The organism is Roseovarius sp. SK2 (assembly GCF_028807495.1).
Taxonomy (GTDB): Bacteria; Pseudomonadota; Alphaproteobacteria; order Rhodobacterales; family Rhodobacteraceae; genus Roseovarius; species Roseovarius confluentis.
In genome coordinates this window covers 496295-511580 of sequence record NZ_JARAMK010000001.1, presented here as the reverse complement: position 1 = coordinate 511580, position 15286 = coordinate 496295, and the positions used below count along the sequence as shown (strand labels likewise).

Below are 15286 nucleotides of genomic sequence, written 5' to 3'. Positions count from 1 at the left end.
ATTCCTGCAAAGCTGGATCAGTCTCAGCGAATGATGTTCGGGCGAAAACGAATGCGGGCGCGGCGTTCCCGGGGCAGGTGACGGTTCAGCCGCCGGTTCGCCAGTCCGAAGATCGAGATCACCACCAGCGTCAACAGGATGAAGTAGCCCGCCAAAATCGGGTAGGGCACGAACGGGTTGAACGTCTTGTCGGCAAAGTAATTCGCGTAATAAAGCGCGTCGCCCCGTTGCTGCCACGCCGGGAAGGCCGAGAAGAAGACCAGAGTGGTCGCGTGGAAAAGAAAGATCGCTTCGTTGGTGTAGGCGGGCCAAGCCAGACGCAGCATGGTGGGCCAGATGATCCGCCGGAACCGGGTGAACCCCGAGAACCCATAGGCATCCGCCGCCTCGACCTCGCCCTTGGGGATCGAGCGCAAGGCGCCGTAGAAGATCTCGCCCGAATAGGCGGCCGTGTTGAGGAAAAGCACGATCAACGCGCCCAGCCAAGCAGCGGTGAACGCATCGAAGACCGGGTAAACAGACTTGAGGTTCAGAAAGGCCGCGTAGGCGAAGAAGAACTGGATGAAGAGCGGCGAACCCCGGAAGATGTAGATGAACCAGGCCGACGGCTTTTGCAGCAAGCGGTTGGGCGAGGCCTTGCCCACGGCCACCACCGTGGCGAGGCCAAAGCCGAGGATGATCGCCAGCACGCCGAAATAGATATTCCAGATCATGCCGGAACCGATCAGCGTGACCTGCTGGCAAAGCGTGAAATCCTCACGCGGCAACAGGCGCTCACCCAGACCGATGGAGCGCAGCGCGTAATCCTGGATGGTCTGCCAGCAACTCATCACGCCGCCGCCTTTCGCAGCGCTTCGCCGCCCGTGGTGGCCTGGCCGTGCGACAGCTTGATCATCAGCCGGTCGAGCACGATCTCGGACACCCGCGTCAGGCCCAGGTAGAAGACCAGCAGTGCCAGGAAATACCACATGCGCCAGTCGCCATGCGGGTAATCGGTGAATTTCGGCAGGGCCGTACCCGCCAGCTCCCGCGCCCAGTAGACGATATCCTCAACGCCCAGCAGGAACAGAAGCGGGGTTGCCTTGGTCAGCACCATCCAGACATTGCTGAGACCGGGCAGGGCATAGACCCACATTTGCGGCACGAGGATCCGCCAGAAACTTTGTCGCGGAGTCATGCCATAGGCTTCGGCGGTTTCGATCTGGCCGCGGGGCACGGTGCGCATCGCGCCGTAAATCACGTTGCCCGCGAATGCACCGAACACCAGCGCAAAGGTCAGCACCGCAAGGAAGAAACCGTAGATCTCGTGCACCCACTGGTCCGCCTCGCCCAAGGGCATCTTGGCGGCCTGGCAGACGATGAAGTCGTTGCCCTGGCGGATGGGTTCGCTCCAGTCCGGGCATTTGACCTTGTGCCGGACCCATTCGACGCCCTGGTCGAGCGCGATGATGAAAAAGAGGAAAAATGCCGTGTCGGGCACGCCGCGCACGAGGTTGATGTACCCATGCGCCAGCCAGGCCAGTGGCGGAAATTTCGAGCGTGCCGCGGTTGCGGCGCCAAAGCCGAAGGCCAGTGCAGTCGGCGCAGTGATCGCCAGCAGGACCAGCACAAGGCCGACGGCGAAATAGAGATTGGCGTGTTTGGCGGTGGTGAGATAGCAGGCAAGCCACTGCACATCGCCAAGGGCCGAGGGGTCGGCGCAGAACTCAAACATCACGATCTCTCGCGGCCCGGCCCAAGGGCGAAGGCCCGAGCGTGACGCCGGGCATGAAGATGCGCGTGGTATCGGCCATAAGTCCCCGTCAGGCCTGAAGCGCGCGCCCCGGAATGCCCGGGGCGCGGCTGTTTCAGCTTATTCGAAAGTCGATGCGACTTCCCATTTCTTGATCAGCTCGTTCAAGCTGCCATCGTCCTTCATCGACTGGATGGCCGCATCGAACGTCTCTTTCAGCTCGGTGTCGGATTCGCGGACACCCATGCCGACGCCTCCGCCGAGCGCAACATCGTCGCCGACGAACATCATGTCGCTGTCCTCGGCCACGACCGGGGCAAGGAAGGACTTGTCGGCCAGAACCGCGTCGGCCTCGCCGTTGCGGACGGCGGCGATGGTTTCCTCGGGCGTGGCGAATTCCACCAGTGTCGCACCGGATTCGGCGACATAACCCGCCTGGATCGTGCCGGTCTGGGCCGCGATCACGCCGCCTTCGACATCGACGCCTTCCGACATGCCGGCATAGGCCGAGGGATCCGGCGGCGTGTAGTTCTGGGTAAAGTCGATGACTTCGTCACGCTCGTCGGTGATCGACATGCCCGCGATGATGACATCATAGTTGCCGCCTACCAGGTTGGGGATGATCGAATCCCAGTCGTTCTTGACCCATTCGCAGGTTAGCTCGGCCCGCGCGCACAGCTCGTCGCCCAGTTCGCGCTCGAAGCCATCGATCTCGCCCGCGTCGTTGACGAAGTTCCACGGCGCATAAGCGCCTTCGGTGCCCAGGCGGATCGTCTTGTCCTGGGCCATCGCCATGCCGCCGGCAACTGCCAGGGCAAGTGTGGAAAGAACTAGCTTTTTCATAAGTGTCTCCCTTGCTTGGTTCTTTTGATTCAGGCGGCCATCGTCGAGCTTAGAAACTGACGCAGCCGCTCGGATTTCGGGGACCCGAAGAGCGTCTCCGGATCACCTTCTTCTTCGATCAGGCCCTGATGCAGGAATATGACGTGGTCAGACACGTCATGGGCCATTTTCATGTCGTGGGTCACAATCATCATGGTCCGCCCTTCGGCGGCCAGGTCCTTGATCACGCGCACGACTTCCTGTTCCAGTTCGGGGTCGAGCGCCGAGGTGGGTTCGTCGAACAAGAGCGCCTCGGGCTCCATGCAAAGTGCCCGCGCGATGGCGGCGCGCTGCTGTTGCCCGCCCGACAGTTGCGCCGGGTAGACATCGCACTTGTCGCCGATTCCGACCTTTTCCAGGTACCCGCGTGCAGCCTGCTCGACCTCTGCCTTGGGGCGACCCAGCACGGTGACCGGGGCCTCCATCACGTTTTGCAGGATGGTCAGGTGCGCCCACAGATTGAACTGCTGGAACACCATCGACAGGTTCGTGCGAATCCGCAGCACCTGCTTGGAGTCTGCCGGGTGCCGGTTCAGGCCAGAGCCTTTCCAGGTCACCGGCTCGCCCTTGAACAGGATGTCTCCCTGCTGGCTGTCTTCCAGCAGGTTGGCACAGCGCAGAATAGTGGATTTGCCTGACCCCGAGGAGCCGATGAGCGACACCACGCTGCCCTTGGGTGCCGTGATGTCGACGCCCTTGATGACCTCAAGGTTGCCATAGGCCTTGTGCAGATTGCGGATCTCGATGACGGGTTTTTCGTCAGGCAAAGGCAGCTTCCGGTTTGCAGGTCAGGCAGTCACACCGGACAATAGGGCAGCAATTTTGGGCCAATGCAACTTGCAAAACGAGGTTTTTTCGTCCGTTTCGTGGGGATTGCCCGGGTTTTGGGCGAATGCGGCGGGGTGCCGTAGCGTCAAGCGGGCGGCGGGGCCGGTGTCTGAACCGCCAGGTAGGCCTCGGGCGGAATTCGCACGATTCCGCGCAGGTCGAGGACGTCGCGGGTCTCACTTGGCAAGTCCTCGACCGCGGTCTGAAGGGCGGAGAAAATCGCGTCGGCATCCTGTCCGTTCGCCGTGATGAAGGGCAGGGCGGGTGTGGGCGATGTCGCGGCAATGACCTGCACCTTGTCTGCGAAACTGTCGTAGCGCTGCATCAGCTGCCAGCTTTGCGCGTCGAGCGCGGCCAGATCGACCTGACCTTCCGCCACGGCGCGGGCCGAGGCCTGATGGCTGCCGGTGCGTCGCGTGTCGGTGAAGGCAAAGCCGCGCGCTTCGGCATAGGCGCCGGGCGCGGCCCAGCCGCTTTGCGACATCGGTTCGTTATAGGCAAAGGGCGCGGCAGAAAATTCAGCCGGATCGCTACGGGGATCTTGCTTGCGCGCCACGAAGACCGAGCGGTATTCGCCCGCCCCGCACCCGTCCAATCCATAATGCGGCGTGCCGACGATTTGGACTTTGCCATGCAGGCGGGCGCGGTAGGGGTATCCGCAGGTCTGAGACAGCAAAAGATCCGGGGATTGCCATTGGTCCCACGGGTCGCCCTTGCGCGTAAGTGTGTCGGGGCCGCGTCCAAGCGCCTTGCGTATGGCCTGCCAGAAACTGTCCGTCGCGGCCCGAATCTCGGGCCGGTCGTACATCGGCAGGCTGGCAATCATTCCTTTTCCTGGCGTTGGCGGGCAAGGGCGCTGTCCATGTCGGTCACGCCGAGGAAGTTCGATGCCATCCGGATGATTGCGTCCTCGCTTGCATCGCGCTCGCCATCGGCCAGCGCCACCTGCCACAACGCCTCGACCACGCGAAGCCGGTCGTCATAGGCCACGGCGTCCTTGATGGCGCGGGTAAAGCGCACGGTGTCCGGCGCTTCGCCTTCCAACTGCTCCGCCTGCTCCAGCAACGCACCAGCATCCGCTTCGGACAACTGGTAGCGTGTTTGCGCGATGGCCAGGATGCGCTGCCGCTCCTCGGCATCGAAATGCCCGTCCGACCGAGCGATGCGCACCAGCAGAGCCGTCAGCGCCAGCCGTGCATCTTCTTGGGGCAGGGTTTCAGGGGTCGACTCGGTGAGTTTTTTCAGAAAATCAGCAAACATGAAGGGGATATAGGCAACCAGCTGGCTGCCGCCAACGAGAATCTGCGCGTCGGGACGCTATTGGCTGCCACCGAGTTCGGTTTCGGCCCGGGCGCGTGCGGCGTCGCTGTCGTCTGGTGACAGGCCCAGCGTTTGGCGCACATCTTCCAGCACTTCCAGTTCTTCCTCGTGCCGGACGCCATCGGCCAGCGTCACTTCCCACAGCGCTTCGAGAGCGTCGACACGCGCTGCAAAGCTGACGGTCTTGCGAAGGATGTCGCCGAATTCCTCGGTGTCGGGTGCGTCGCGCTCCAGCCGCTCGGAGGTCGCACGCATCTTGGCCGCCTCGATCGGCCCAAGCCCGAAAAGTCGGCCCAGCAGCAGGTCGATCCGATGCACCTCTGCAAACTTGTAGCTGTGATCCGACATCGCCACACGCACCATCAGCGCTCCAAGCGCCAGCTTTTCGTCGGGCGCGGGCAGGGGCGGGGGTTCGGGCGCGTCGAACGCATGCAGCAAACGATGAAGCAGCGAGGTTTTTTCCATGGGGCGGCTCCGTGTATCTAGGATCGTTTGGTCACGTTTACAGCGTCAGCTGTGAGCAGGAAAACAAAATCGCAGGCGCACATCCGCGCATTGGTGGCGGAGGCCGGAAACGTGACACATTTGCTCCCAACAAACGGCATTTTTACGCGTCACGGTGCCCTCAACCACATGATATCCTCGAGTGTGAAGCCTGCCATGTCGCGCAACGTTGCAAAGCCTGTCGTCAACATTTCGACCGCCGCGCCGGAGGACCAGCTGGCCTATCTGCGCGGCTGCACGCATGACGAGGTGCGCAGCTTTCTCAGGGCCTACGACTGGTCGGGCGACCCTAGGCGCGTTCTTGGCTGGGTCATGGCGCAGAAGTTCATGGATCTGGGGACGGCACTGACCGTGTTCCTCAACGGCCAGCCTCATCGCTTCAACTACCTGACAAAGCGCGACATTCCCGAGGAACTGGCAGGCGCGGCGCTAATGCTGGACTCGATTTGTCTTCGGCTCAATTCCGGGTTCTACCTCGTATGGCCGGATCAGGATGTCGAGGATCGTTCGCGGATCCAGAGTTGGCTTGAGGCCCAGGCCGAGAATCGGCAGACAGGCAGGCAGGGCCGGTATATCTTGGACGAGCGGATCATCGCGACGCTTTTGGAGAACAAGTTGCGCCTCGACCGCGAGGCCGAGACGGCTGTCTACCACGAACGCCGTTCGCTTCTGAGAGATCTGTTCAGCCCGGTGCTCGAACTTGGCGTCTCGCGCCGGATGCTGCGGTTTCATCCCCCGCAGGAAGACCCGGCCGACGACCTGACGAATCTGCGGTACTGACGCAGACGGCAACCACATCAGGGCGCCCTGTGAAAGGCGCCCTGACAGAGTTGGTCCGCAAGGATCAGAACTTGTAGGCAACACCGACCGAGAAGGCGTCGACTTCGCCATTGCGTCCCCCGAGGCCGGGACCCGAGAAGTCGTAATTAGTGCGGGTATACTCGAATCGGGTGGTGATATTCTCGCTCAGCATCGTCTCAAGACCGATGCCGTAGGAGATGCCCTGACCCGATCCTGAGACGCCGGCTGCGGCCACGTCCCAGTCCGTCCAGCCATAGCCCAGGGAGCCGTAGAGCATCGAGTTGCCGAAGGCATAGCCGCCGCGGCCACGCAGGTTGATGTTGTTTTCCAGGTCCAGCCCGGTGCCCATCACCGTATAGTCCAGTTTGCTGTCATAACCCAGTTCGGCGCCCAACACGAAGTTGGGGGCAACAGCGTAATTGTAGCCGCCGAACACACCGGCGTTGATTTCGGGGTCGATCCCGACAGGAACGCCCGAGATACCGAGATTCTGCATATTGACCCGGCCGCCGGCGTAGAAGCCTTCCCATTTCTCGGCGTCCTGGGCGATAGCGGTGGTAGTGATGGCCGCGGACAGGGTTGCGGCGGCGGTCAGGGATTTAAAGATCGTTTTCATTTTATACCTCATGTCTAAGCGCGACCCAGGACAATCCCGGGGCTCGGACATAGGTCGCGGCGACAGGAGGAACGGTTCAAAGCGGTCGTCAAAAAAATTTACGACCTGACTTTGTTCCTGATTTTTAAGGGCTTAAACGAGGCGCGAGGTTTCCACGGCCGCCCGCACGAAATCCGCGAACAGCGGGTGCGGCTTGAACGGTTTCGATTTCAGCTCGGGGTGAAACTGCACACCTATGAACCACGGATGATCGTTCCACTCGACGATTTCCGGCAAACGGCCGTCGGGCGACATTCCGGAAAAGACAAGCCCGCATTCCTCGAGCTGTTTGCGGTACTCGATGTCCACTTCATAGCGGTGGCGGTGACGCTCGTCGATGGCGGTGCCGCCATAGACCTCGGCCACTTTGGACCCTTCCTTGAGTACAGCGTCATAGGCGCCGAGACGCATCGTGCCGCCCTTGTCGTCGGTGACCTTGCGCTTGACCTTCTCGTTGCCCTGCACCCATTCCTTGAGGTGATAGACAACCGGGGTGAAGCGTTTCTTGCCGGCCTCATGGTCGAACTCTTCAGAGCCTGCGTCTTTCAAACCCGCCTTGTTGCGCGCGGCCTCGATCACCGCCATTTGCATGCCAAGGCAAATGCCCAGATACGGAATCTTGCGTTCGCGGGCGAATTGCGCGGCCTTGATCTTGCCCTCGGTGCCGCGCTCGCCAAAGCCGCCGGGCACGAGGATCGCGTGGTAGCCCTCGAGGTGCGGCGCGGCGTCTTCGCGGTCGAACACCTCGGCATCGACCCATTCGACGTTGACCTTGACCCGGTTCGCCATGCCGCCATGGGTCAGCGCCTCCTTGATGGACTTGTAGGCGTCTTCCAGCTGCGTGTACTTGCCGACGATGGCGATGTTGACCGTCCCGTCGGTGTTGTGGATGCGGTCGCCCACGTCCTGCCAGGTCGTCAGGTCCGGGCGCGGCGCGGGAGAGATGTTGAACGCATCCAGAACGGCCTGATCCAGCCCTTCATGATGATAGGCGAGCGGAGCCTCGTAGATCGAATTGAGGTCATAAGCCGCGACCACGGCCTCCTTGCGGACGTTGCAGAAAAGCGCGATCTTCTCGCGCTCTTTTTCCGGGATCGGCTGTTCCGAGCGGCAGACGAGGATATCGGGCGCGATCCCGATGGATTGAAGTTCCTTCACGCTATGCTGCGTCGGCTTCGTCTTCAATTCGCCGCTGGCGGCGAGGTACGGCAGAAGCGTCAGATGCATGAAGATGCATTGCCCACGCGGGCGATCATGGCTGAACTGGCGGATCGCCTCGAAGAAGGGCAGGCCTTCGATGTCGCCCACGGTGCCGCCGATCTCGCACAGCATGAAATCCACCTCGTCATCGCCGATGCCGATGAAGTCCTTGATCTCGTTGGTGACGTGAGGGACGACCTGAATGGTCTTGCCGAGGTAGTCGCCGCGGCGCTCGCGCTCCAGCACGTTGGAATAGATGCGGCCCGAGCTGACCGAATCCGTCATGCGGGCGGGGACGCCGGTGAAGCGTTCGTAGTGACCAAGGTCGAGGTCGGTTTCGGCACCGTCATCGGTGACGAAGACCTCGCCATGTTCGAACGGCGACATCGTACCGGGATCGACGTTCAGGTACGGGTCCAGCTTGCGCAGACGTACGGAAAAGCCGCGCGCCTGCAAAAGTGCGCCGAGTGCCGCAGAGGCAAGGCCCTTGCCGAGAGAGGAAACAACGCCGCCGGTAATGAAAATATAACGTGCCATGCGCTGGCAATCCCCCGTGATTGCGGCGTTTTACGCCTGTTAGATGCGGTCGAATCGACGCCTCGCGCACCGCATTACCACGGGACTCGAGCCTTAAAGGATTCGGATGAAAGGCGCAATATGCTGTGACACGCGTATGCGCGTCCGCAAGCCTTAGTGGTGTTTCTGGTTCAGTCGGCGGTAGGTGTTAAAGGAGCGTCATCGCCCGCCGACGGCGGCAGAAGGCCATCACCGCTGTCGTCCAGCGCAGGATCGCTTTCCTCGGCCGCGGGCCTGTCGTCGGTGATCCGGTCCAGAACCGAGGATCCGCCAGCGTTCTGTGCCGCGATGACCGTCAGGGTCAGCGTGGTGGCGAAGATCGACAGGCCGAGCACCCATGTCAGCTTGCCGAGCGCCGTGGTGCCGGACCGACCTGTGGACACGTTGCCGCCCCCGCCGCCCATGCCAAGGCCGCCGCCTTCGGACCGCTGCAACAGCACGACACCGATCAGCGCGAGCGCCAGCAGCAGGTGAACAAGCAGGATGACATTTTCCATAAGACGTGGTCCCTCGGGTTCGGATGGGCGGTATCTAAGCAATTCGGGCGTCCCCCGCAACCCGCCGTTTTCAACCCTGATTGCATGGCCGAAGGTTCGGTTGGAAAGGCCGCGTCGGCAAGGGCCTACTCGTCCACGTCATCCATGTCGGATTGTCCCGACAGGCGGCGGCGCACGTGGCTCCAGCTGAGGCCGATGCCCAGGACCAGCGAAAGCGCCACAAGTCCCAGCCAGAGGTTCCGCGTCGGATCGTCGAGGTCGAGGAATCCGTAGTCAACGAGCACCCACGCCAAGGCTGCTGCGATGGCGAGGATCAAGCCCATGCCGAACGCCCCGATCGAGCGCAGCGTGGCGCGCAGGTAAATGATGTAGCCCACCAGAAGCAGCAGCGCGAAGAGTACGGTCAGCGGCATTTGCGCGTCCCAGTTTTCCTTCGCCCAAGCGATGAAATTGTACGGTGTCGGGTTGTACGTCGCAGCCAGCAGGATGAAGGCCAATGCCCACCTCAGGATAAATCCGGTCATCTGTGCTCTCTTGGCTTGTGTCGCACAAGATGTGCCCGGCGCAGACGACAGTGTCCAGCCCGCGCGCGAAATTCCGGTTTCGCACGGCTGGCGGTGTGGGTATACGGGCGCGGGGTTCAACCACCGCCTGAGAGGTTTTCATGGCAAATGTCGTCGTTGTAGGTGCCCAGTGGGGTGACGAGGGTAAAGGCAAAATCGTTGATTGGCTTAGCGAGCGCGCGGACGTGATCGCGCGGTTCCAGGGCGGGCACAACGCGGGCCATACGCTGGTGATAGACGGCAAGGTCTACAAGCTGAACGCATTGCCGTCCGGCGTGGTGCGTGGTGGCAAGCTGAGCGTGATTGGCAATGGCGTGGTGCTCGACCCGTGGCATCTGGTCAACGAAATCGCCTCGATCCGCGAGCAGGGGGTCGAGATCAGCCCCGAAACACTGATGATCGCCGAGAACACGCCACTGATCCTGCCGATTCACGGCGAGCTTGACCGTGCCCGCGAAGAAGCGGCGAGCAAGGGCACCAAGATCGGCACCACCGGACGCGGAATCGGCCCGGCCTACGAAGACAAGGTCGGCCGCCGTTCGGTCCGCGTGGCGGACCTGGCCGACGACGCCACGCTGGAGGCGCGTGTGGACCGCGCTTTGCAGCACCACGATCCTTTGCGCAAAGGGTTGGGCATTGAGCCGGTGGATCGCGACAAGCTGGTGGCGCAGCTGAAATCCATCGCGCAGGAGCTTCTGCCCTATGCCGCGCCGGTCTGGAAAGTGCTGAACGATCAGCGCAAGGCGGGCAAGCGCATCTTGTTCGAGGGCGCGCAAGGGGCGCTGCTGGATATCGATTTCGGCACCTATCCGTTCGTGACGTCCTCGAATGTCATCGCCGGGCAGGCTGCTACGGGCGTCGGCATGGGGCCGGGCGCGATCGATTACGTGCTGGGGATCGTCAAGGCCTACACGACCCGCGTGGGCGAAGGTCCGTTTCCGAGCGAGTTGCAGGATGACGATGGCCAGCGATTGGGGGAACGGGGTCGCGAGTTCGGCACCGTGACGGGCCGCCAGCGGCGCTGCGGCTGGTTCGATGCGGCGCTGGTGCGCCAGACCTGTGCAACCTCTGGCGTGACCGGGATCTCGCTGACCAAGCTGGATGTGCTTGACGGGTTCGACACGCTGAAGATCTGCGTGGGTTACGAACTGGACGGAAAGCAACTGGATTATCTGCCCACGGCGACTGATCAGCAATGGCGCTGCAAGCCGATCTACGAGGAAATGCAGGGCTGGTCCGAAACCACCGAAGGCGCGCGCAGCTGGGCCGATCTGCCCGCCAATGCCATCAAGTACGTGCGCCGGGTCGAGGAGTTGATCCAGTGTCCCGTCGCTCTACTGTCAACATCGCCGGAGCGGGAGGACACGATCCTCGTGACCGACCCCTTCGCCGACTGAGACCTACAGACCGTTAGAGAACCGCATGGCCCTGAGTTACAAAGCCCGCCGCCGCTGGTCGCTGGTGATCCTGCTGATCGCCCTGCCGCTTTACATCGTGGTGGCGGTCAACCTGACGGATTGGCTGCGGGTCCGGTATGATGTGGGCTTCCTGACCGAGCTGGTCGTGTTCATCGTGCTGGGTGTCGCCTGGATCCTGCCGCTGAAGCCCGTGTTTCGCGGGGTTGGGCAGCCGGACCCGGACGCACGGGACTAGGCTAAAGCAGGTGCCCTGACTTCGCGGCCTTGGTGGCAAGATAGGCGCGGTTGTGCGCCCCTTCGCCGACCTTGAGCGGCACGCGTTCCACCACGTCGATGCCGCAGCTTTTCATCATGTCGATCTTGGCGGGGTTGTTGGTCAGCAGACGCACCGCGCCGAAGCCCATGTTGCGCAGGATGTCGGCGCCGATGCGGAAATCACGCTCGTCATCCTCGAAGCCGAGCCGGTGATTGGCCTCGACCGTGTCAAAGCCCTGATCCTGCAAAGCGTAGGCACGCATCTTGTTGGCAAGGCCGATGCCGCGGCCTTCCTGGTTAAGATAGAGCAGCACGCCCGCGCCCTCGGTCCCCATTTGCGCCAGAGCCGCCCGAAGCTGGGGACCGCAATCGCATTTCAGGCTGCCCAGAAGGTCACCGGTGAAACAGGCGGAATGCAGACGCGACAAGACCGGTTCGTGCCGTGCGGGGCTGCCGATTTCTATGGCGTAATGTTCTTCGCCGCCGTCCTCTGGTCGCCAGATGTGCAGGCGTCCGGCCTCGGACACTTCGAGGGGCAGTCGGGCGCTGACCACCTTGTGCATGGGGCTGGCTTCATTCAGATGCGCGGTGATGTCGGCCACGTTGAGCAATGTCAATGCAGTGTCCAGCGTATCGGGCGGGATCGCCATGACAATCGCGGCAGGCAAAAGGCGCGCGGACTTGACCAGCAACAGAGCCGCGCGATGGGTGTCGGCCTTGCCCTCGCGCGCCGAGGTGAGCGGGCCCTTCATCGGGCTCCGAAGGTCGTCTGCGGGGTCTGCCACGGCCTGCACCCATGACAGGGGGGCCTCTTTTGGAACGACGACACGCGCGAGATCGCCGTCATAAGCGCGGGCCTTCAGCGTTGCGGCGCGGCGCGCCGAGATGGTGAGATGCAGTTCCAGACCTGCCGACTGCAACGCGTCGAGACGGGCCGGATCGCAGGTTTCCGCCGCCGCGACAATGGCAAGCGCGTTGCCATCGCGCAAGACCACCGGCACACCCATTCGAAGATCTGCGCGAGCCCGCGCGAGGAGTTCCGTCTTGTCGGGGCCAAGCTGCATCACGCGCCCTTCCTGATCAGTGAAGTTACTTCGAGCGACTCGATTACAGGCTTTTGTAACCGAATGAAACATTTCACGCTCTGCCATAACTAGCCCGTGATTGACCTGTCACAGATCTTGTCCGGCGCGGCGTGGTGGCACAAGTAGTCTGCAAGCAACGAGGAACAACACGATGGCTCAGCTGAAGAAAATTCTGCTTGTGGACGATGACGAGGACCTGCGCGAGGCCTTGAGTGAGCAACTGGTGATGACCGAGGATTTTGACGTCCTCGAGGCCGGAAACGGGTCGGAGGCCATGGCGCATGCAAAGGACGGGATCTATGACATGGTGATCCTTGACGTGGGCCTGCCCGATACGGACGGGCGTGAGCTTTGCCGGTTGATGCGCAAGCAGGGCGTGAAAGCGCCGATCGTGATGTTGACGGGCCATGACGGGGATGCCGACACGATCCTGGGGCTTGATGCCGGGGCGAACGACTATATCACCAAGCCGTTCAAGTTTCCGGTTCTGTTGGCGCGTATCCGCGCCCAGCTTCGCCAGCACGAACAGTCCGAAGACGCGATTTTCCAGCTTGGACCCTACACGTTCAAACCAGCCATGAAGATGCTGATCACCGATGAGGACCGGAAGATCCGTCTGACGGAGAAGGAGACCAATATCCTGAAATTCCTGTATCGTTCGCCCGAGGGCGTGGTCGCTCGCGACGTGCTTCTGCACGAGGTTTGGGGCTACAACGCCGGGGTAACGACGCATACTTTGGAAACCCATATCTACCGCCTGCGTCAAAAAATTGAACCAGATCCTGCCAACGCGCGTTTGCTGGTGACAGAGTCGGGAGGCTATCGCCTCCTCGCCTGATCCGGGGCAAGGCGTGCGTCCCGCGCCGCCCGGTATTATGACGACCAACCCGCCGCATACGGGCCTAAATCTATGCACCTCCCTGTTGGACTGACCCCGGCTTGGCCGGGGTCTTTTTTTGTCTGCGTCCATGAGGGTCAGGTTTTGCTGACCTTGTGAACCGGCCGCGACTGCATAGCCTTGGAAGCGGGAGGACCAGGGATGCGGTTCATAATCAAGACCCTCGTGAGCCTATTGGTTCTGGTTTCCGCCGTGCTGATCGCGGCGCGGCTGGCGGCGCATATGCGCGAGACCGAACCGCTGGAGGCCGTGGTTCCACAAGAGGGGCGGCTGATCGAAACAGCGTTGGGTGGCGTCTTCGTGCTTGAAGAGGGGGACGGGGATGCGCCTGTTGTGCTTTTCGCCCATGGCACGGCGGCCTGGTCTGGCCTGTGGCAGCCGGTGCTGAAAGAGATCGGTGCGGATGGGTGGCGAGCGGTGGCGTTCGACATGCCGCCTTTCGGCTTTTCCGAGCGGGCCAGGGATGGCGACTACAGCCGGATGCGGCAGGCGGAGCGGATCCTGGCGCTGGTCGAGGCGCTGGGAACCCGGCCGATACTGGTGGCGCATTCCATCGGTGCGGGGCCGGGAGTGGAGGCTGTCATGCAACGGCCCGATGCCTTTGCCGGGCTTGTTGTGGTGGATGGGGCGCTTGGCCTGAACAGCCATGAGAGCAGGAAGGACCTGCCGTTTCCACTGCGGTTCGGGCCGCTGCGCGAGGCGGTGACGGCGCTGACCATGAACAATCCGTTGTTGACGGGCACTTTCCTGTGCCAGTTGATACACGTGGATGAGGCGGCGACGGACGAGGTTCTGAGCGTTCTGAAAGCGCCTTTCGTCCGGCAGGGCACAACGGCAAGCTATGCCGACTGGGTGCCCAGCCTGCTAGTTTCGCCGCAGGATGCGCTGAGCACGCGGCCCTTGAACTACGCCGCGTTGTCCCTGCCCTTGGTCTATATATGGGGCGAAGAGGACACCGTGACGCCGCTGGCTCAGGGCGAGGCGTTGGCCCGGTCGACGCCCGGCGCACGTCTGCTGACGATCCCGGACAGCGGTCATATCCCACAGATCGAGACGCCCGACACCTTCCTGCTTGTGCTACGCGATGCGCTGGGTTTTATATCCTCGGGACCCGATACGCCGAACTGACAGGAGCCTCATGTCCTTCACGCTTGCCACCTGGAACATCAACTCGGTCCGCCTGCGCGAGCCGATCGTGCTGAAGCTTTTGCAGGAGGAGGCTCCGGATATCCTGTGCCTGCAGGAGTGCAAGTCGCCGGTCGAGAAGATCCCGTTGGAGGGGTTCGCGGCGCTGGGCTACACCCACGTGATCGCGCGGGGGCAGAAGGGATATAACGGCGTGGCGATCCTGTCGAAGCTGCCGATCAGGGACGTGGGCGACATGGATTTCGCGGCGCTTGGCCATGCGCGGCACGTGGCGGGCGAGCTGGAGAACGGTGTGGTGATCCATAACTTCTATGTTCCCGCGGGCGGTGATGTGCCGGACCGCGAGGTGAACGTGAAATTCGGGCAGAAACTGGATTACCTGACAGAGATGCGCGATTGGTTCCACAAGGATAAGCCCGGGAAATCCATTCTTGTCGGTGACCTGAACATTGCCCCGCGCGAAGACGACGTCTGGAGCCACAAGCAGCTTCTGAAAGTGGTCAGCCATACGCCTGTCGAAGTGGAACATCTGGGCGATGCACAGGAGGCCGGTAACTGGACCGATGTCACCCGTGCCGACATTCCGGAGGGGCAGCTATACAGTTGGTGGTCCTACCGGGCCAAGGACTGGGACGCGGCGGACAAGGGGCGGCGGCTGGATCACATCTGGGCCAGTGACGACATCAAGTCGTCGGCGCATTCCAGCCGGATCCTGAGGGCTGCGAGAGGCTGGGAGAAGCCGTCGGACCATGCGCCGGTCTTCGCGACCTTCGACCTTTAGTCACGCAAGAAATCGCGGATTCTTTGGGCCAGAGTTTTTCGAAAGTCCTCGTGCCCGCGTGATGGTAAAGGATGCGAGCCTGCTGGAAGCTTGTGCGTTTCCAAGGCGTTGCATGTCCGGGTATGGAAAACCGGACCTATGATTT

At 62.1% G+C, this 15286-nt stretch carries 18 protein-coding genes; 6 read left to right on the top strand and 12 right to left on the bottom strand.

The features are described 5' to 3' along the window. Positions 1 to 23: 23 nt before the first annotated feature. The 7 genes from PVV74_RS02530 to PVV74_RS02500 all read right to left on the bottom strand — a co-directional run bounded on the left by PVV74_RS02530 (position 24) and on the right by PVV74_RS02500 (position 5227). The gene (locus PVV74_RS02530) at positions 24 to 830 is read right to left on the bottom strand and encodes an ABC transporter permease (RefSeq protein WP_103761611.1); all 807 of its coding nucleotides are present in this window, start codon (positions 828 to 830) and stop codon (positions 24 to 26) included. Further along, complete coding sequence (locus PVV74_RS02525; RefSeq protein ID WP_103761610.1) at positions 830 to 1714, bottom strand: ABC transporter permease; 885 nt, start codon at positions 1712 to 1714, stop codon at positions 830 to 832. The genes PVV74_RS02530 and PVV74_RS02525 overlap by 1 nt, the downstream gene beginning before the upstream one ends. Positions 1715 to 1852: 138 nt before the next feature. Next, on the bottom strand, positions 1853 to 2575 hold the full coding sequence (locus PVV74_RS02520; protein ID WP_103761609.1) for a transporter substrate-binding domain-containing protein: 723 nt from the start codon (positions 2573 to 2575) through the stop codon (positions 1853 to 1855). A gap of 29 nt (positions 2576 to 2604) precedes the next feature. Then, positions 2605 to 3381, bottom strand: a complete 777-nt coding sequence (locus tag PVV74_RS02515) for an ABC transporter ATP-binding protein (protein ID WP_103761608.1) — start codon at positions 3379 to 3381, stop codon at positions 2605 to 2607. 146 nt (positions 3382 to 3527) lie between these two features. Further along, the gene (locus tag PVV74_RS02510; RefSeq protein ID WP_274592112.1) at positions 3528 to 4268 is read right to left on the bottom strand and encodes a phosphate/phosphite/phosphonate ABC transporter substrate-binding protein; all 741 of its coding nucleotides are present in this window, start codon (positions 4266 to 4268) and stop codon (positions 3528 to 3530) included. Then, positions 4265 to 4702 (bottom strand): tellurite resistance TerB family protein, encoded by a 438-nt coding sequence (locus PVV74_RS02505; protein ID WP_274592111.1) that lies wholly within the window; start codon positions 4700 to 4702, stop codon positions 4265 to 4267. Before PVV74_RS02505 ends, PVV74_RS02510 begins: the two co-directional genes overlap by 4 nt. 57 nt (positions 4703 to 4759) lie before the next feature. Continuing rightward, entirely contained in the window at positions 4760 to 5227 is a 468-nt protein-coding gene (locus PVV74_RS02500) for a tellurite resistance TerB family protein (RefSeq protein ID WP_245890377.1), read from the bottom strand. Between the two features lie 195 nt (positions 5228 to 5422). Between PVV74_RS02500 and PVV74_RS02495 the strand changes: the two genes are divergently transcribed. Continuing rightward, on the top strand, positions 5423 to 6046 hold the full coding sequence (locus PVV74_RS02495; RefSeq protein WP_274592110.1) for a hypothetical protein: 624 nt from the start codon (positions 5423 to 5425) through the stop codon (positions 6044 to 6046). A gap of 64 nt (positions 6047 to 6110) precedes the next feature. Here PVV74_RS02495 and PVV74_RS02490 read toward each other — a convergent pair whose 3' ends face one another. The 4 genes from PVV74_RS02490 to PVV74_RS02475 all read right to left on the bottom strand — a co-directional run bounded on the left by PVV74_RS02490 (position 6111) and on the right by PVV74_RS02475 (position 9519). Then, positions 6111 to 6683 carry an outer membrane protein gene (locus PVV74_RS02490; protein ID WP_170067105.1) on the bottom strand — a complete coding sequence of 191 codons (573 nt, stop codon included), beginning with the start codon at positions 6681 to 6683 and terminating at the stop codon, positions 6111 to 6113. A 132-nt stretch (positions 6684 to 6815) separates the two neighbouring features. Beyond that, positions 6816 to 8459 (bottom strand): CTP synthase, encoded by a 1644-nt coding sequence (locus PVV74_RS02485; protein WP_274592109.1) that lies wholly within the window; start codon positions 8457 to 8459, stop codon positions 6816 to 6818. A 170-nt stretch (positions 8460 to 8629) separates the two neighbouring features. Then, positions 8630 to 8995, bottom strand: a complete 366-nt coding sequence (gene secG, locus PVV74_RS02480; protein ID WP_103761602.1) for a preprotein translocase subunit SecG — start codon at positions 8993 to 8995, stop codon at positions 8630 to 8632. Positions 8996 to 9120: 125 nt separating this feature from the next. Continuing rightward, on the bottom strand, positions 9121 to 9519 hold the full coding sequence (locus PVV74_RS02475; protein ID WP_103761601.1) for a DUF6524 family protein: 399 nt from the start codon (positions 9517 to 9519) through the stop codon (positions 9121 to 9123). 140 nt (positions 9520 to 9659) lie between these two features. Here PVV74_RS02475 and PVV74_RS02470 point away from each other — a divergent pair, with 140 nt between their 5' ends. Further along, the gene (locus PVV74_RS02470; protein ID WP_103761600.1) at positions 9660 to 10955 is read left to right on the top strand and encodes an adenylosuccinate synthase; all 1296 of its coding nucleotides are present in this window, start codon (positions 9660 to 9662) and stop codon (positions 10953 to 10955) included. Between the two features lie 25 nt (positions 10956 to 10980). Next, positions 10981 to 11211, top strand: coding sequence for a DUF2842 domain-containing protein (locus PVV74_RS02465; protein ID WP_103761599.1), 231 nt, complete (start codon positions 10981 to 10983; stop codon positions 11209 to 11211). Between the two features lies 1 nt (position 11212). Here PVV74_RS02465 and ribA read toward each other — a convergent pair whose 3' ends face one another. Next, positions 11213 to 12295, bottom strand: coding sequence for a GTP cyclohydrolase II (gene ribA, locus PVV74_RS02460; protein ID WP_103761598.1), 1083 nt, complete (start codon positions 12293 to 12295; stop codon positions 11213 to 11215). 172 nt (positions 12296 to 12467) lie between these two features. On the opposite strand from ribA, the gene PVV74_RS02455 reads away from it, so the two are divergent. The 3 genes from PVV74_RS02455 (at position 12468) to PVV74_RS02445 (ending at position 15141) form a co-directional block, all read left to right on the top strand. After that, the gene (locus PVV74_RS02455) at positions 12468 to 13154 is read left to right on the top strand and encodes a response regulator transcription factor (protein ID WP_103761597.1); all 687 of its coding nucleotides are present in this window, start codon (positions 12468 to 12470) and stop codon (positions 13152 to 13154) included. A 201-nt stretch (positions 13155 to 13355) separates the two neighbouring features. Then, on the top strand, positions 13356 to 14342 hold the full coding sequence (locus PVV74_RS02450; protein ID WP_274592108.1) for an alpha/beta fold hydrolase: 987 nt from the start codon (positions 13356 to 13358) through the stop codon (positions 14340 to 14342). Between the two features lie 10 nt (positions 14343 to 14352). Then, positions 14353 to 15141: an exodeoxyribonuclease III gene (locus PVV74_RS02445; RefSeq protein ID WP_274592107.1), complete on the top strand. Its 789-nt coding sequence runs from the start codon at positions 14353 to 14355 to the stop codon at positions 15139 to 15141. The last annotated feature ends 145 nt before the right edge of the window (positions 15142 to 15286 follow it).

Coding starts and splice junctions, on each gene's coding strand:
- PVV74_RS02530 (WP_103761611.1), bottom strand. CDS start 830: ATGAGTTGCTGGCAGACCATCCAGGATTACGCGCTGCGCTCCATCGGT.
- PVV74_RS02525 (WP_103761610.1), bottom strand. CDS start 1,714: ATGTTTGAGTTCTGCGCCGACCCCTCGGCCCTTGGCGATGTGCAGTGG.
- PVV74_RS02520 (WP_103761609.1), bottom strand. CDS start 2,575: ATGAAAAAGCTAGTTCTTTCCACACTTGCCCTGGCAGTTGCCGGCGGC.
- PVV74_RS02510 (WP_274592112.1), bottom strand. CDS start 4,268: ATGATTGCCAGCCTGCCGATGTACGACCGGCCCGAGATTCGGGCCGCG.
- PVV74_RS02505 (WP_274592111.1), bottom strand. CDS start 4,702: ATGTTTGCTGATTTTCTGAAAAAACTCACCGAGTCGACCCCTGAAACC.
- PVV74_RS02500 (WP_245890377.1), bottom strand. CDS start 5,227: ATGGAAAAAACCTCGCTGCTTCATCGTTTGCTGCATGCGTTCGACGCG.
- PVV74_RS02495 (WP_274592110.1), top strand. CDS start 5,423: ATGTCGCGCAACGTTGCAAAGCCTGTCGTCAACATTTCGACCGCCGCG.
- PVV74_RS02490 (WP_170067105.1), bottom strand. CDS start 6,683: ATGAAAACGATCTTTAAATCCCTGACCGCCGCCGCAACCCTGTCCGCG.
- PVV74_RS02485 (WP_274592109.1), bottom strand. CDS start 8,459: ATGGCACGTTATATTTTCATTACCGGCGGCGTTGTTTCCTCTCTCGGC.
- secG (WP_103761602.1), bottom strand. CDS start 8,995: ATGGAAAATGTCATCCTGCTTGTTCACCTGCTGCTGGCGCTCGCGCTG.
- PVV74_RS02475 (WP_103761601.1), bottom strand. CDS start 9,519: ATGACCGGATTTATCCTGAGGTGGGCATTGGCCTTCATCCTGCTGGCT.
- PVV74_RS02470 (WP_103761600.1), top strand. CDS start 9,660: ATGGCAAATGTCGTCGTTGTAGGTGCCCAGTGGGGTGACGAGGGTAAA.
- PVV74_RS02465 (WP_103761599.1), top strand. CDS start 10,981: ATGGCCCTGAGTTACAAAGCCCGCCGCCGCTGGTCGCTGGTGATCCTG.
- ribA (WP_103761598.1), bottom strand. CDS start 12,295: ATGCAGCTTGGCCCCGACAAGACGGAACTCCTCGCGCGGGCTCGCGCA.
- PVV74_RS02455 (WP_103761597.1), top strand. CDS start 12,468: ATGGCTCAGCTGAAGAAAATTCTGCTTGTGGACGATGACGAGGACCTG.
- PVV74_RS02450 (WP_274592108.1), top strand. CDS start 13,356: ATGCGGTTCATAATCAAGACCCTCGTGAGCCTATTGGTTCTGGTTTCC.
- PVV74_RS02445 (WP_274592107.1), top strand. CDS start 14,353: ATGTCCTTCACGCTTGCCACCTGGAACATCAACTCGGTCCGCCTGCGC.